General features: G+C 35.5%; 10 protein-coding genes. 2 read left to right on the forward strand and 8 right to left on the reverse strand.

Annotated elements, in window-relative coordinates; all coding sequences use genetic code 11:
• Nucleotides 1-24 precede the first annotated feature (24 nt).
• Nucleotides 25-5,139, reverse strand: a complete 5,115-nt coding sequence (locus tag OS191_RS10435; protein WP_267155629.1) for a translocation/assembly module TamB domain-containing protein — start codon at nucleotides 5,137-5,139, stop codon at nucleotides 25-27.
• A 194-nt stretch (nucleotides 5,140-5,333) separates the two neighbouring features.
• Here OS191_RS10435 and OS191_RS10440 point away from each other — a divergent pair, with 194 nt between their 5' ends.
• Complete coding sequence (locus OS191_RS10440; protein WP_267149219.1) at nucleotides 5,334-5,480, forward strand: hypothetical protein; 147 nt, start codon at nucleotides 5,334-5,336, stop codon at nucleotides 5,478-5,480.
• Between the two features lie 24 nt (nucleotides 5,481-5,504).
• Here the strand turns inward: OS191_RS10440 and OS191_RS10445 are convergent, their stop codons facing one another.
• The 7 genes from OS191_RS10445 to OS191_RS10475 all read right to left on the reverse strand — a co-directional run bounded on the left by OS191_RS10445 (nucleotide 5,505) and on the right by OS191_RS10475 (nucleotide 13,724).
• Nucleotides 5,505-6,269, reverse strand: coding sequence for a patatin-like phospholipase family protein (locus OS191_RS10445; RefSeq protein WP_267149218.1), 765 nt, complete (start codon nucleotides 6,267-6,269; stop codon nucleotides 5,505-5,507).
• Nucleotides 6,270-6,310: 41 nt separating this feature from the next.
• A complete protein-coding gene (locus OS191_RS10450; RefSeq protein ID WP_267155630.1) occupies nucleotides 6,311-6,646 on the reverse strand; it encodes a 7(1) septoil knot domain-containing protein in 336 nt (111 codons plus the stop codon).
• Between the two features lie 138 nt (nucleotides 6,647-6,784).
• On the reverse strand, nucleotides 6,785-8,380 hold the full coding sequence (locus OS191_RS10455; protein WP_267155631.1) for a DUF1214 domain-containing protein: 1,596 nt from the start codon (nucleotides 8,378-8,380) through the stop codon (nucleotides 6,785-6,787).
• A 28-nt stretch (nucleotides 8,381-8,408) separates the two neighbouring features.
• Nucleotides 8,409-9,935: a DUF1254 domain-containing protein gene (locus OS191_RS10460; protein WP_267155632.1), complete on the reverse strand. Its 1,527-nt coding sequence runs from the start codon at nucleotides 9,933-9,935 to the stop codon at nucleotides 8,409-8,411.
• A gap of 83 nt (nucleotides 9,936-10,018) precedes the next feature.
• Nucleotides 10,019-11,581 carry a DUF1254 domain-containing protein gene (locus OS191_RS10465; protein WP_267155633.1) on the reverse strand — a complete coding sequence of 521 codons (1,563 nt, stop codon included), beginning with the start codon at nucleotides 11,579-11,581 and terminating at the stop codon, nucleotides 10,019-10,021.
• Nucleotides 11,582-11,700: 119 nt separating this feature from the next.
• Nucleotides 11,701-11,922, reverse strand: a complete 222-nt coding sequence (locus OS191_RS10470; RefSeq protein WP_267155634.1) for a hypothetical protein — start codon at nucleotides 11,920-11,922, stop codon at nucleotides 11,701-11,703.
• Between the two features lie 188 nt (nucleotides 11,923-12,110).
• A complete protein-coding gene (locus OS191_RS10475; protein ID WP_267155635.1) occupies nucleotides 12,111-13,724 on the reverse strand; it encodes a tetratricopeptide repeat protein in 1,614 nt (537 codons plus the stop codon).
• A 248-nt stretch (nucleotides 13,725-13,972) separates the two neighbouring features.
• On the opposite strand from OS191_RS10475, the gene OS191_RS10480 reads away from it, so the two are divergent.
• Nucleotides 13,973-16,351 (forward strand): arylsulfatase, encoded by a 2,379-nt coding sequence (locus OS191_RS10480; RefSeq protein ID WP_267155636.1) that lies wholly within the window; start codon nucleotides 13,973-13,975, stop codon nucleotides 16,349-16,351.
• The last annotated feature ends 42 nt before the right edge of the window (nucleotides 16,352-16,393 follow it).

Consider the following 16,393-nt stretch of genomic DNA (forward strand, 5'->3'; position numbering starts at 1 on the left):
CTGTTTAAACAGAATTGAGCTTAGTTAGTTCTTCTTTTCTTCAATACTTTTTTTAGTACTTTCTTCTTTTTCTTTTTGTTTTTCTTTAGCCGCTTCTTTCTCGGCTTCTTTTTCTTCTTTGATTCTTTTTTCTTCTTCTGTTTGGGCTTTAAATAAGGCATCCCAAAGTTCACTATATTTATTAAATTCTTGTGTGAATATCAAAGCAATTCCACTTACAACAGTTTGGCCATCGATAACATTTTCAAATTCATTTCTACTAAAACCTTTTAAACGATAGCGTCCACTTTCTGTTAATAAGTACTCTATACTAACATTTCCAATAATTGGTGTTTCTTCACCATTGGAACTACTTCCTTCTATATCTACTTCGCTTCCTACTCGAACAATAACCCGATCGTTAAACAATTTTTGTTGGGCTTCTACTTCCAGTTGCGTTCTTTGTTGTGGCGAATTTCCTTGATAATCTGTAAAGCTATTTAAACCAAAGTCCAGCTCGAAGCCTGTATTACCTAATATCTTGTCGGTAAACATATTAAGTTGGTCCGCAACGGCATCGTTTAGATTATCTCTGGCAATAGAAGCTACACCACCTTGACTTCCATCGCTGCCAGCGTCTGGGTAAAATCTATTTAAAACCAATAGAGAAAACACTTGTCTATTTAAGTCGTCTTCCTGATTATTTAATTGTTGTATTCGTCCGTAAACTTGCCCACCAACAGCACCTTGTTCGTCTTCTGGCATATCTAAATTAAAAGATATTTTTGGTTCCATAAGTTCTCCATCTATATTTAGGAACACATAGAAAGGCAATACCTGACGGAATTTTCCTTTAACAGCCGGATCGCTTCCAGAATAGATAGGCGCCATTAGAGAAGATGAAGATGTTTCAACTTCATAAACCGCTTTAACATCTAATTTAGCATCAAATGGATCTCCAGACCAAGTAACCTTACTCCCGGGAACTAAATTAAATTTTCTATTCACTATTTTGTATAAATTAAGCTCGTAATGCCCGGAAGTTACTTCGTACACTCCAGAAAGTCTTAAAACACCATTTGGATTCATGGTAACATTAAAATCTCCTGCTCCAGAGACTTTAAAATTATCTCCTGTCTCTTCGTCTATAATAATAGTAACAGCTGCTTCTTTTCCTATTTTTAAAAGGGCTTTAATATCGAAACCTGTTATTCTAGCCGTTTTTTCTTTAGTTCTTGTTAAAATAGCATCAGGATTTTCTCTATTAACAAAAGTTACAATACCGTCCCGAGCCTCCATATTTACAGTGGCAGATGGTAATATATAAGTAAGATCTGTATCTGAATTCACCCTCATATCCATGTCTATTTTAGGAATTTGCAGATCACCAGTAATTTTTGCAGTGCCATTAAAACTTGCTTTCCCATAAAGAAAATCGTTATCGTCTTTAGTGGCATTTAGCACTTGAAAATTTTGAGCATCTACTTGCAGATCAAATGTTGGATTGATAAAAGATTTGCTTCCTATTTTTCCAGACATGACAAAGGTGTTTAGGTTTTCGTCTCGAATGGTGAAATCTTTCATCGAAATACCAGAATTATCAATGTTTAAGGTTTCATTTTTTAAGGTAAAAGCCGAATTGAACATTGCCACTTTAAAATCTGCATCATTAAACTGTAATTCCCCTTCATATTTAGGTTCTTTCGTGGTTCCATTTAATTTAAATTTCCCTGAAAAGTTTCCAGATGTTTCTGTTATTTCACCTTGAGAAAAACCAGTTAAAGCCGACATATTAAATTTATGAATATTTAAGTTTAGATCGATATTAGCTCCCGTTTCTCTTGCAACATAGTCTCCAATTAAATCTAAATCTACTTCTCCACCAGACAATTGCGCATTAAAATCGTACGTATCTCCTCCTAAAGACTTCGCATTAACATCTAAGGTTCCAAGATTTACTTCCATAACTTCTAATTCGGAAATATCCATTTTAGCTACAATACCTGTATCATTAAAAGGTTCTTCAAGAATAAAATTTCCATTCAGATTTCCTGAAGCTAAACTTTTATCTGGATTTAAATAACTTAAGAATTCATTTAGTTTAAAATTTTTAAAATCTATGGCTATATGCTCTTTTGATATTTCTGGTAATTTATCTGTTACCTCTATAGATTGCTCGTTTTTACTAAAATGAAAATCGTTAAAAACTAATTTCTTATCATAGATAAGAACCTCGTTAGAATCGGGAACATTCCAAGATGTTTTGTTTAAAATCAAATCCTCGGGAAACACGTGAAAACGTAATTCTTCGCTAGTACCAGTAATATTACTAAAAGCTTGAATTAGTTTCTCTTCTTTATGATAAGCCAGTAATTTTAAAGAAAGTTCGTTATCTACCTGATTTCCTTCTATAATGGTTTTTTGAATATGAAAAGGTGCTGCTTTAATTTGATTAAAGCCTAAATTAAAATTAAATTTTTCCTGATCGGTATCCATAGAAAACGCCAAACTATCCACTAATAAGTCGTTATAATTTATATGTGGCGCATTTATTCTGGCAGTTAGTTTGCGTTCTTTTTCATTAAAATCTACGGCAATATTTACAGTATCTAAATCTTTTAGATTTACTAGAAACACATCTTTTAAAATAGAGCTTTCACTTATATTTCCTCTAAATTTTAAGTTAACACCTTGGAATGTGCTATCGTGAGCTGTTTCGTCTCGGTAAAAGTATCTCAAGGCATGATGCCTTAAAGAAGCTGTCCAGGTTTGAGGGTCTGAGTTGGATTGTAAAACCAAATCGAGCATTTTGTTATTAAAGGATACCGAGGTGGTATCTTGTTTAATATGCGCCATAGCGTTTACAGTTCCTAACAAATAAGACTTATTGTCGTACACAAAAATACCATCGTTCACCTTTAGATTAGCATCAAAATTCTGACTGTTTCCTTTAAAGTTAATCGCCATTTTCATGCGTGTTTTAATATCACGTTGCATGAGACCTAGGGCTTGCAAATCGGCACCAATAATATCTAAATCAACAAAAGCTTCTGGAGAAATAGAATCTAAAACCACTTGTGCATCCAGATTCATATTTAAGTTTTTATCTTTATAATTAGAGCTAATGGTTCCTGAGCCATTTTTAATATCTCCAATTAATTTCAGATCGTTTATGTGATAGTTATTGTATTTAAAACTGGAAACAGTTGCATTTAAGGTAGCGTCTAAATTATTAATATGATCGCCTTTTCCCTGAGCATCTAATTTTAAATTTAAAGTGCCTAATTGTTCATTTTTTAGAAGTTCGTTTAGTTTATAATCTTCTACAGCAAGGTCCGCATTAAATTCTAAAGTTTCTGAATTTTTAAAATTCCCTTCAATTGTAGCAAGTCCTTGAGATGTTGTTAGAGTTGCATTGGCTAGAATATTATTGAGATTTCCTGAAGCATTTCCCACCAACTCTACATCTTCCGGCAGACTTACACCAAGCTCTTCTTCCTTTACAAATTGAACCATATCTGAACGTTTTGTAACAGCAGAAAAAGCTTGAATATTAAAGACTAAAGAATCTATTTGGGTTATATTCTGAATGTTTCCATTTGCCGAAATTTTAGTGTCACTCCAATTAATAATCATTTTAGACAGATTAATATCAGACAAATAACCAGTAGCTTTTATATTACCTGTAACACGGTTTTTACTTAAAATATTTAGATATTCGTTCTCCCTTAAATCTGGTTGAAATAAAAATAAATCGTTAAGCGACACCTTAAAAGAAGGCATATTTACAGCTACCTTAGATTGATCTGGAACACTAATTAATTTAGCTAAACTTAGATAATCTAATTGGAAGTTACCTTGTAGCGAATTATTATTTAGAGCTGCTTTTACATTGGAAAGTTTTAGCTGCTTATCTGTTGCGTTTAATTTGAATTTCAGGTTATTTAGGTTGATACCTGAAAATTCTTTTAGGGAAGCATTCTCTAATTGCAACTCGGCTATTTTATCCTTTAGCTTGATATCTTCAGCTTGAAATTGGATGTTGGTTAACTCGATAGCATTGGCATTAAAAGTACCTTTTTTACTTTTTTCATTATTAGCAGAATAACTGAAATTATTATTTTCTAAATCTATTTCGCCTATAACTAATTGGATGGTTGGCCATTCGAAGGTTTGGATATCTTGTTCTATATCTTCTGAAACCTCATCGACTTTCTCAGTAACAACATTTTTTTCTGTTTCTGTTTTAAGAGAAATAGAAGAATTTTTAAGGCTAAATTCATCTACTTCAAAAAGTTGATTGGCTATATCTATATTCGGAATCTCAGCATACAGCTCTTTAATGTCTAATGTTGTAGCAAGTCTATCTGCTTTACTTTGATAATTGGCAAAAACGTTTGTTAGTGTTAATTCTTCAACGCTAAATAGAGGCATGGTACTCTCTTCTGAATCTGGTGTAGGTGGAACAGGGGTTTGTAAAAATTTAATATGGCTTTCTTCTAATTCTAAGCTAGAGGCTTTAAAAGTCATGGTTTCTAAATCGGTTTTATCCATGTTTGCAAGGAGTTTACCAAATTTATAACGACTGTCTATACCTGTAACAGCATCTTTATAAACGACGTCAAAATTTTTGAAATTCAGATTTCCTAAAATAAGGTTTATTGGTGCCGAGGTAGTGTCTACGGCAACAGTTGTTGTGTCTTGGGTGGCAAAAGCATCAATAATAAACTGAAAATTAAAACCTTCTATAGAATCTTTTCGGGTAATATTGGCACGAACACCTTCCCATTCTAGGCCATCAACACCAATGCCATTGCCTTGTATTAAAGCCCACAAAGGGACATTTACTTCCAATTGTTTGGAATAAATTAAGGTATCACCTTTGGTATCTTCCAGATATAAACCGTTTAACTGAATATCTCCATCAAACGTAATAAACAGCTTTTCAACCTCAACTTTAGTCTTGGTTTTATCTGACAAAAAAGAAACTGCTTTAGTGACAATTATATTTTGTCCCCAAGGACTTCTAACAAATAGAATGAGCAAAAATAAAAGTAGGAGGATGCCTAAAATAATTCTTCCAATTATTTTTAAGAATCTAAACCGTTTCTTTTTGGCTAGAACTGGTTGTTCTATGTCTTTATTTTTGATCTCTTCCAAGCAATTTTTTCTGAGTTACAAATTTATTATTTTAATAACTGTATACGTACTTTATAACAGATATTAATAGCTCTAAAACAGAATTGCTACGCTTAAATTTAACTAAATTTCCAATTTTTAACACTATATTGATTTCTTTTGCTTAAAAATTAAGTTTTTTAACTAAAATAGAAGTTGAATAAAAATAAAAACTCATGCCAAAACCTAAAGGTCAGAAAAACACAAAAAACAAGGCGAAACACACAAAGCTTCTTAATAGAAAAATTAATAAGAAAAAAGCAGAAGAAGCTCTGAGAAAGGAGAAACTAAAAGCCATAATTAAAAAGTCGAAAGAGAGTTAATTCTTATTATTTTAGCAACTGATTTTAAAATTCTTCCTTTAGTTTTAACTTAGCTTCTTGATAGCCCATTTCAAAAATTTCTTGGATATGTTTTTTAGAAAATACTTCATAATTTCCTAAATCTTTAGGGGCAATAAATACATGGCAATCTTTAAATTTTCCTTCAGAAGCATTTACCCGAGAAATTCGGTATGCACGTTCTAACACAGATTTGGTGCTTTTTAAACCTTCTGTTGAAGTTTCTACAAGTGAATTTAAATAGACTCCAATTATTTTATCGCAATAAACTTGTAGGGGTTCAATTGGAAAGTTGTTGGTAACCCCGCCATCGCATAGAAAGAGTTCTTTATAAGAAACAGGTGCAAAAACACCAGGTACTGAAGAGGAAGCAATAATAGGTTTTATGATGTTTCCTTTATGAAAAAAATGTGTTTTACCATCCAATAAGTCTGTAGTAGCAATATACATTGGAATTTTTAAGCTCTCAAAACTGTCGGCTTCCAAATATGTTTTTAGCGTATTTTCAAACTTAGTTCCATCAATTAATCCGGGCTTTAATATGGTGTAGTTACTCAGGGAAAAAAGTTCGGTTTTAGTAAAAAAATCGAAAATATCTTGCCATGAATAACCAGCTGCATATAATGATCCTACAATAGCTCCAGCGCTAGTTCCAGAAATATAATTAGGTTTTATCCCTAATTCTTCCATAGCTTTTAAAACACCTATATGAGCGAGGCCTCTATAGCCACCACCCGATAAAACAAGTCCAATAGTATTAGATTTTTCCAAGAGTCTTTTTTTTTATAAAATTTAAATAATGCCTAAATTTCTCAATACATCAAATGCTGTTTTGATTTATTTTTCCAACCAGCTTGATTTTCATATTCGACAAAAAATATTTTTAAATCGGCTTGATTTTGATAATCTACATAATAGATGGTCTTTTTAGCCTGATTCTCATAATCTGTAAAAAACCATTTTCCATCATTTTTTCCAGCTTGATTGGCGTACTTCACTTTATAAACCTTTAAGTCTGCCTGATTCTCATAATCCACAACAAATACTTTTACATCTGCTTGATTGGCATATTGCACTGAGAATACTTTTTGAGCTGAACAATTAAATCCGAAGCATACAACAAAAAATAATGGAATAAGTAATTTCATAAAAGGTCTTTAAAAAAGCTTGTTTAAATATACAAAAATAAGGTTTGATTGCACATTGTTCATTTTTACACACAAAAAAACATCTAGCTAAATTTAAAAGTAGCTAGATGTTTTATAATTTATTTCTATAAATACTTGTTATTTAACCAACTCAAAATCTCCTGGTTGCCAAGTTTTGTCAAACCAAGGCTGGAGCGGCCCGTAAAGTCTAAATACTGCAAAGAATCCTTTTCCTGGAACCGATTGCAACCAATTGGCCTCTTTGCCTTCTGGCGCATTATTTTTGGGACCAATATATAAAGTTACCGACCCATCCTCATTTTTCACCAAGGGTGATCTTTGACTGCTCACACTTGGAAGTGGCTGGCTTGTTTGCAATTCAGAACGTGTTTGCGGATCGTACATTACCACAGACCAAAAATCCTTAGCCGGCGCATCTGCCGGGATGTTGAGCGTGTAATTTTGATCTCCTTTCAGATAGTTTCCTTTTGAATCAACAAAAGCTATTGCGTATTGTGAACCCACACCCACCATTTCCAAGACCATAGCAGGAGTGTTTACGGTTGCTGCATAGAAAAAACGTGTTCTGGCATCTAAATAACGACCTCCTCTTCCTTTGTCTTTAAGCCATTCGTAGCTTCCGCCAATAAATCCGGATTCCCAATGGCCCGTTTCAAAAATGTTAGCCTCTTTTTCTCTTGATCTAAATACAATAGCTCGCGCAGTGGCGTTACCTACCTCAACGGCATCGGTTAAAATAGCCTTCATTCTCTCATCTGGATTAAATTGCTTTCCTTTTTCGATACCAATACTGGCAAATAACCCGAGTAATTCTGGCTCTAAAAAGGTTGAAGGTTCACGTTGAATTACTTCGTTTAATTCTGCATAAAAATCGTAATTATTTGCATGGATAGTATTGAATTTCTTACCTGATCCACTAATAAACTCCATTGCTGGCGGATTGTCTTTATCCTTCAATGGATAAACTTTCAAACCTTCACGAAACATTTTGGCCGATGCATCTGGTTTTCCATCAACTAAAAAGCCTCTTAAAATAAGCCAATTCACATAACTCGTTGATTTCGCAACGAAGTAACCGTCAGGTATATCACCATCATAATCTGGTGGAAGGATAAGATACTTACCCCCCTTACCTTTGTCAGGTCCAGGAAAACCCATATCTACCACAAATCTAAAAAAGGCATCATCTACAGTACCTGGTCCACATCCTGCAGGTATTTCTACAACTGTAGGTCCATCTGCTTGCAGGTCGAGAAAACCGGAAGCATAGACTGTACTGGTATTTCCTGTCAACAATAATGGGTTTGAATCCAATAGTTTATCAAATAGTATAATTTGGTTTGATTTTTTGGCTCCTAATTCCTGAGAACCTAATAGAAAACCTTCTATTGAAGTAGCTGGGATTCCATTTAAGAATGTTTCGACACCTCTCATAAAATCAAGATTATCGTAAACTTTTTGTGTACTTTCTTCCGATGGCATGCCATCATAGAAGTTTAAAGTTCCAATGCGTGTATCTACTACATCAGGCGTTAATATTTTAGCAGGAACATCTGTATTATATTTCGATTTTATATCATCTATAGAATTGGTTTCCATAGCTTTTTCTTCTGTCTGGTTTTCAGCCTTTGCTTCTTCGTTTTTCTGTTGACAGCCTGTTGCCATGAGTAGAATTACGCTAAATGTGATTGGTAATGTGTGTTTTAATTTCATTGATATGTAATTTTAATGTCTATTTCGACTATTCTTTAACTTCCATAACTTCACTTGGCCTCCAAGTTTTGTTAATCCATGGCTCCATTGGTCCATACATTCTTAAAAGCATAAACCAGCTTTTGCCGGGTACCGTTTGCAACCAGTTTCCCTCTTTTCCTTTTGGTGCTTCTGGCGCAAAATAAAGATCGGACGAACCATCTTCGTTTTGCACAAAACCTTTTGTTTGGCTACCTACAGTTGGGAACAATTGACTGGTTTGCAATTGACAACGCGTTTGTGTGTCGTAAAGCGTCACAGCCCAGAAATCTTTAACAGGTACATTTGGTGGCAAATGCAACTTGTAAGTCTTAGATCCGTCAAATACAAGGTCGTTGTTGTCCAACATACTCAATGCATAATCAGAGCCAGCACCAGCGCGTGTTACAGCCATTGCCGGGGTTACGCCACCTGCATTGTAGTAGAAAAATGCACGCGCATCTAAATCCATGATACCGTCTTTTTGGAAAGTAGTGTTTTTGTTTGCATACCCCATTGTCCAATTGAGGCCAGAACCCGGGTAAATCTCCACACCGGGAATACGGGGCGCATAAGAAATGGCACGACCAGCAGCATTTCCTAAAGTTGCGGCCTCGGTTAGTAGCTTTTTCATTCTCGCATCGGGACTGAAAGGCTTTCCTTTTACAATTCCGATTGCAGCCAGTTCGCCACGAACCTCAGCGTTAATGGCTTCAATAGGCTCTCCTTGTACAACGGTGTTTAACATTTCGAAAAACTCCAAATCACTTGGAAAAATAGTCGTGAATGTACGGCCCGACATATTTACAAATTCAGTAGCTGCTGGATTGGCTTTATCCTTTAAAGGATAAATTTTCAATCCTTTTTTGAAGTTATCTGATGCGGCTTCCAATCCATTTTTTATAGATCCCCTTAAGAAAAGGAAATTCCTATTCGTTGGGGGGCTTAGAATAAAATAACCTTCAGGTGTCTCGCCTTCATATCCCGGAGGTATTACAAGATACTTGCCGCCTTTTCCTTCGTCGGGACCGGTAATGCCCATATTGCCTACGAAGCGTTGCCATGCATCATCTAAAAATCCCAACATCCCAGGTGGAATTTCAATAACCGTTGGTCCGTCTTTTGCCAAATCAGTCCATGTATAGGCATACATAGTAGATGTGTTAGAGGTAATAACTGGCGTACGCGAATCCATTAATTGCTCCCAAAGCGCGACTTTGTTTGCGCCATCAGCCCCTTGTTCATTTAAGGCTTCCTGAATGCTGTAAATTGAAACGGGACCAATATTATCGAGGTAAACATCTACGCCACGGGCACGGTCGAGGTAGTCATAAACCAACTCGCTGGTATTCCCAACAGGAACCCCGTCAAAAAATTCCAGATCACCCGCAACAGTTTGCACATTGTCAGCGATTCCTGCTGCTTTAGTTCTCTTCGCTTCTTGTGCCGAAATCTTTCCGGTTTGTGCATAACTTGACATCATTGTGAATGCACCAATAAGTGCTAACGCGAGAATATTAATTGACTTATTTTTCATTTTTTTTGTGTTTATTTAATGGTTTGGGAAATATGATTAAACAGTGCCTTTTAGGGTACTTCTTACTTTATTTTTAAAATGTATTATTTAACTTCAGTCACTTCACTTGGTCTCCAAGATTTATCTAACCATGGCTCAAGAGGGCCATACATTCTCAAAATGGTAAACCAGCTTTTTCCCGGAATGGTTTGTAGCCAGTTGTTTTCAAATCCTTCAGGTGCTTCAGGTGCAAAATATACGGTCATAGACCCATCCGCATTTGCTTTAAAACCTTCGGTTTGACTACCTACACTCGGTTTTGGCTGGTCGGTTTGCAACATAGACCGTGTTTGGGTATCGTAAATAGTAAATGCCCAGAAGTTGTTTACCGGCACATTTGGAGGTAAAGTAACTTTGTAGGTTTTAGACCCATCCATTGGTTTTTTATCTGCATCGACAAAAGACATCGCATAATCCGAACCTTTTCCAGGAATAGAAACTGCCATGGCTGGTGTTACTACGGTATACACGTAGTAGTAGAAATCTCTTGCATCACTATTCATAGTGTGGCCATCTTTGCCATTGAAGAATACATTCTTGTCTAAAAAGGCCATCACCCATGAACTGTTAGAGTCCGGGTAAATTTGAATACCCTCCATGGTGTTTCCGCTACCTTCAACTCTTGGGTACCATACATTTGCCCGAGCTGTAGCATTCCCGATGGCTACCGCATCGGTTAGTATTTTTTTCATTCTCTCGTCAGGTGCGAAGGGTTTTCCTTTTTCGATACCAATAGAAGCAAACAGACCTCTTGTTTCAGGATTCAGCATTTCTAATGGCTCATACTGAATAATTTCATTTATCTCTTCGTAGAAAGAGTAATCGTTGTGATGAACAGTATTAAATGCTTTCTCTGACGAGCTTACAAAATTCATTTCAGGAATATTATCCGCCATTGATAAGGGATATACTTTTACGTTATCTTTTGCCAATTTTGCAGCTTTCTCTAAACCATCGGCAATAGACAGGCGCATAAAATTCCACACTTTATAGGTAGAGGATTTTACAACGAAATAACCCGATGGGATATCTCCTTCATAACCGGGAGGCAGCACTAAAAACTTACCACCTTTACCTTTGTCAGGGCCAAAAACCCCAATGTCGCTGATATACTCAAACCAGGCAGAGTTGAATCCACCCAATAATCCCGGAGGAGCTTCAACAACCATAGGGCCGTGTGCTTTTAAATCTAAAGTAGTAGTAACATACAATGTGGACGTGTTACCGGTAAGGAATATCCCTTTTGAGTCCAGTAATTTGTCCATAATTAATATATCGTTGAATTTTAGATTCGCACCAATTTCTTTTGGCCCATCCATCAAGCCTTTTACAGATGCACCTTGAATACCTTTCAAAAAGGCATCTACTCCACGCGAGCGGTCCAGATTATCATACACCAATTGCACAGTTTCGGGTGTTGGCGTACCATCGAAAAAGTTTAGAGTACCAATTGAAGTTTCTACTACATCAGGAGTAGTTATGCCCTCCGGAATCTTAGTAGTTTGCGAGTATGTTCCTTTTTTTTTGTCGTTATTTTGTGCGTATCCTGCAGTAACTGTTAAAGCACTTATAAGTATAACGGCGAAGAGATTTATTAGTTTTTTCATAATGTTTTTGATATTTACTTGATAAAATCTTAGTTTTTTTTCTTTTTATTAAATTTAATGCAATTTATTTATTTTTATTCAATATAATAGCCTTCTTATAATAGTTGTTTAAATTATTTTTAAGAGTTATTACTATTCTTTAAAATTTCTTTTAAAATTTCGGCTTCCAACTCTCTCAGTAATTCTTTATATTCTAAAATTTGATCTTCTAATACCATAGATGCACATAACATATAATCTGAACATAAATCCCTGAAATTTTCATCAGTTTGAAACAGAAAGTCAATTTTTTCCTCAAAATCTGGAAATAATTGAACAATAGGAATCATTTTTTTGTTCATGAGAAATTAACTTAAATTTTAATAATACTGTAAATATAAATTAGTTAAACATTAATTGTAAGTGTTACACGGTTACTTAACGGTTAAATGTAATTAAGAATAATTACATACCACTATTGTAGTTGAGGTGGTATCTAGTTTAAATACGAGAAGTGATATTTTTTAAAAACGGTTATTTAGGAAAAAGGCTAATCCAAATTAACTCCAGCTTTTTTAGCTCCTTGAATAATATTATTAACCAAAGACTTATCGAGCAGAAAAGCTTCTAAGGTTGGATAAAGATTTTTCATAATTTCTGAAAATTCTTTATTTAATATTTTAACATCCTCTTGAGCTTCCTTAAGCAAACCTAATTGGGCTTTGGCAGATGCTTTTGTCAGAGAGGCAACAAAGACATCTACGGTTTCTATTTTATTAGCATATTCAAGTGCTTTTTGATAATTTCCTTTTTGATAATACACTAAGAAAAAACCAAAATAAAACCACCAAGGGCAATGGGGATTAAGAGATAAAGATTGTGTAAGTAATACTTCAGCACGTCCATACTCCCCTGCACAAGCCAAATTAAACCCAACACCTCCCATTAACGAAACTGAATAAGGATTTAGCGTTAAAGTATATTCTAAGGCTTTAACGGCTTCTTCTTTATTTTGTAAATAAACTTGAAGCCATCCATATTCATGATTGGCATGTTGACATCTAGGATCTATTTTTAATGCTTTTTTGGTGAGCTTAAAAGCTGCTTGCACTGGGTCTTTTACAGTTGGGTAACCTAAAGAATGAGCCAGAACATATAGCTCGGCCAACATAGCTAAACCAGTTGCATAATTTGGGTCGTGACTTATAGCATTTTCTAAAGCCTTTCGAGTTTTTAGATAAGTCTCTTCTGAATAGTTCATGTGGAAGTAGTAATTCCAAAAAGCAGCATCAAAAGAGTTTAAATTAGAAGCAAGTGGCTCAATAAATCTAGAGTTTTCATGAATAATGAATCCATAGTACCCACCCAATACCGAGCAAACATTTTCCACAATCTGATCCTGAATGTTTATTAGGTTATCAATATTTAAAGGATAATTGTATGTTTTGGACCAAACTTGCATGCCATTCATGGTTTTCAAAAGTTCTACATTTACCCAAATTTTATCAGATGAACGTTTAACCGAGCCAGAAATGATATAATGCACACCTAAATCTGAACCAATAATTCGAATATCTTCAGGGTTGGTGGCATACTTTCGGGTAGAATGATGAGCAATTACAGCAATATCTTCAAACCTACTAAAGAGTCTGGTAAGCTCTTCCCCAAAGCCGTCAACAAAGAACTTATAGTCGTTATCGGGACATAAATTTCTAAAAGGAAGAACCGCAAGAGTAAGTTTTGAACGTGAAAATACAGTTGGTGTTTTTACTGACTTTGTTTCTATTTTTGGCTTTTTGATTAAATGCGTTCTAAACACTGGTACATACGTCCCTTTAACTACTTCAATTTTTATAACATCTGCAACCCCAGAAGTGGTATAATATTCGTTTAGTAATCTTCTAAGTCGCCCAGCGTGTATCCTTACAATGGCATCAATTTGTGGATTAAAATCTACCGATTTACCCAAAGCATTCACAGCAATGGTATATTCTTTTAAACCTTCGGTATTGCCTTTTAACGTTTCTTCAACAATAAACTTTAAAAAACTCGATAAAACAGAAGAACGCGAAAATAAATCACTTGATAAAATCGTATCCAATTCCTGCAATATTTCCTTCTTCGAGAATTCTAATTTCGCACTATTGTCTGGCAGTTTGGTCATGATATAAAATTAACAAAAAAAAGTAATGAATGTAATACAATTACATTAAAAAATTAACATGCTTTTTTCGTTAATCAAAAACAGAAAAAAACATTCCCTATTATCTTGTTTTCATCAAAAAAACAAGTTCTTTTATAACCTTATTTTATTTTACCATGTAACCGTTAAGTAACGGTATGTAACTTATATAATATATGGATTCTGCTTATTTTTGGTTTATGATACTAATTTTCTAAAAGGCTAATCCTATGAAAACTCAAATTACACTATTAAAAACTCTAGCAGTAGTAGTTCTATTTATCTACCCCATTTTCATTAATGGACAAGAGGTATTACCATTTCCCCCAACACCTTCAGCAAGTCAAGCTGGGCTTACCATGCAGACCTCCACTTATAATAAACGGGTGGATCCAGACCGTCTAACAAAAGACGCACCAAATATCCTTATAATACTAATTGACGATGCTGGACCTGCCACACCTTCTACTTATGGTGGGGAAATAAACACACCTAATCTAAGCCGAGTAGCCGATATGGGTATTTCATATAATCGTTTTCATTCCACAGCTATGTGTTCTCCAACACGTGCATCCATATTAACAGGACGAAATCATACGGTTGTTGGTAATGGTCAGATAGCAGAACTAGCGAACGATTGGGACGGTTTTAGTGGTACCATTCCAAAAACTTCAGCAACCGTTGCCGAAGTTTTAAAAGCTTATGGTTATAACACCAGTGCATTTGGAAAATGGCATAATACCCCTGCCGAATTAACAACATCTAAAGGACCCTTTGATTACTGGCCAACTGGCTATGGCTTTGAATATTTTTATGGCTTTTTAGCAGGTGAAGCTTCACAATATGAGCCACATATGGTTAGAAACACGACTGTAGTTGAACATCCGCATACCACACAAGGCCACGATTACTATCACCTTACAGAAGATATTACTGAAGATGCCATCAAGTGGTTAAGAGAACAACAAGCTTTTTCTCCAGACAAACCTTTCTTGATGTATTGGGCTCCTGGTGCAGTACATGGACCTCACCATGTTGCCAAAGAATGGGCAGATAAGTATAAGGGTAAATTTGATGATGGCTGGGACGAATACCGAAAGAGAGCCTTTAAAAGACAAAAAGACTTGGGTTGGATTCCACAAGATGCCCAGCTTACAGAACGCAATGAAACCATGAAAGGTTGGAATGAAATACCTGAGTCTGAAAGAGCATTTCAAAGCAGGTTAATGGAGGTATATGCCGGATTTGCGGAGCACACAGATCATAATGTAGGTTTACTTATAGACGAAATTGAAAAACAAGACAAACTAGACAACACCCTTATATTTTACATCTGGGGAGATAATGGTTCTTCAGCCGAAGGGCAAAACGGAAGTATCAGTGAACTCTTGGCACAAAATGGCATTCCAACAACCATACAACAACATATTGATGCTTTAGATGAACTTGGAGGTTTGGATGTATTAGGTTCGCCAAAAACAGACAATATGTACAATGCTGGATGGGCTTGGGCTGGTTCTACACCCTACAAATCCACAAAATTAGTGGCAGCTCATTTTGGAGGCACTAGACAGCCAATGGCAGTTTCTTGGCCTAATAAAATTAAACAAGACAAGACACCAAGACCACAATTCCACCATGTAATCGACATTGTACCTACCATATATGAAGTAGTGGATATTGAAGAACCGATGGTGGTAAACGGTTTCTCTCAAGACCCAATTGATGGCGTTAGCATGGATTACACCTTTGCCGACCCAACAGCTGACGGAACGCGTAAAATACAATTCTTTGATATTATGGGAAGTCGTGGACTTTATTATGACGGTTGGTTTGCTTCTGCCTTCGGATTGAGAAATCCTTGGGTTCCTGGTCTTCCAGAAGGTGCAGCCACTTGGAATCCTGAAGAAGACACATGGGAACTATACAATATTGAAGAAGATTGGAGCCAGGCGAATGATTTAGCAAAAAAGAATCCAGAAAAGTTGGCGGAAATGAAGAATATGTTCTTAGTTGAATCTGCTAAATACAAAAATCTGCCTATTGGTGGAGGTTTATGGTCTGTTATCTATCACCCAGAAGATGCACCCGCAACGCCTTATACAGATTGGACCTTTACAGGACGTATAGAACGCATGCCTGAATTTACAGCCCCTAAATTAGGTAAGTTTGATAATAATGTAAGTATGGAAATAACTGTTCCAGAAAATGCCAACGGAGTTCTATATGCGCTTGGCGGTTTTTCTGGAGGTTTATCTTGTTATGTAAAAGACGGTTATTTATGTTACGAATACAACCTATTCGAAATCAATAGAACGCAAATTAAATCCAAAACAAAATTACCAAAAGGAGACGTTAAAATTGACGTGGTTTCGAGATTGGTTTCTCCAAAACCAGGTTCTCCAATGAATGTGTCTCTTAAAGTAAATGGAAAAGAGGTGGCACAAGGCCAGGTTCCTATTACTGCACCTTTGGTATTTACCGCAAATGACTGTCTCGATTTTGGGAGCGATTTAGGGTCTCCTGTATCCATAGATTATTATGACAAGGCTCCGTTTAAGTATAATGGAACCCTTGGAACTTCAAAGGTTTCCTATCCAAAAAAGTAATATGTAACATTTAATACGGATGATCTGTAAATAAAAACCCAT

Source organism: Xanthomarina sp. F2636L (assembly GCF_026410195.1).
In the GTDB taxonomy this organism is placed as follows: Bacteria; Bacteroidota; Bacteroidia; order Flavobacteriales; family Flavobacteriaceae; genus Xanthomarina.

Excerpts from the sequence above, each read along its gene's own strand:
- OS191_RS10440 (WP_267149219.1), top strand. The coding sequence starts at position 5,334 with ATGCCAAAACCTAAAGGTCAGAAAAACACAAAAAACAAGGCGAAACAC.
- OS191_RS10450 (WP_267155630.1), bottom strand. The coding sequence starts at position 6,646 with ATGAAATTACTTATTCCATTATTTTTTGTTGTATGCTTCGGATTTAAT.
- OS191_RS10455 (WP_267155631.1), bottom strand. The coding sequence starts at position 8,380 with ATGAAATTAAAACACACATTACCAATCACATTTAGCGTAATTCTACTC.
- OS191_RS10460 (WP_267155632.1), bottom strand. The coding sequence starts at position 9,935 with ATGAAAAATAAGTCAATTAATATTCTCGCGTTAGCACTTATTGGTGCA.
- OS191_RS10465 (WP_267155633.1), bottom strand. The coding sequence starts at position 11,581 with ATGAAAAAACTAATAAATCTCTTCGCCGTTATACTTATAAGTGCTTTA.
- OS191_RS10470 (WP_267155634.1), bottom strand. The coding sequence starts at position 11,922 with ATGAACAAAAAAATGATTCCTATTGTTCAATTATTTCCAGATTTTGAG.
- OS191_RS10475 (WP_267155635.1), bottom strand. The coding sequence starts at position 13,724 with ATGACCAAACTGCCAGACAATAGTGCGAAATTAGAATTCTCGAAGAAG.
- OS191_RS10480 (WP_267155636.1), top strand. The coding sequence starts at position 13,973 with ATGAAAACTCAAATTACACTATTAAAAACTCTAGCAGTAGTAGTTCTA.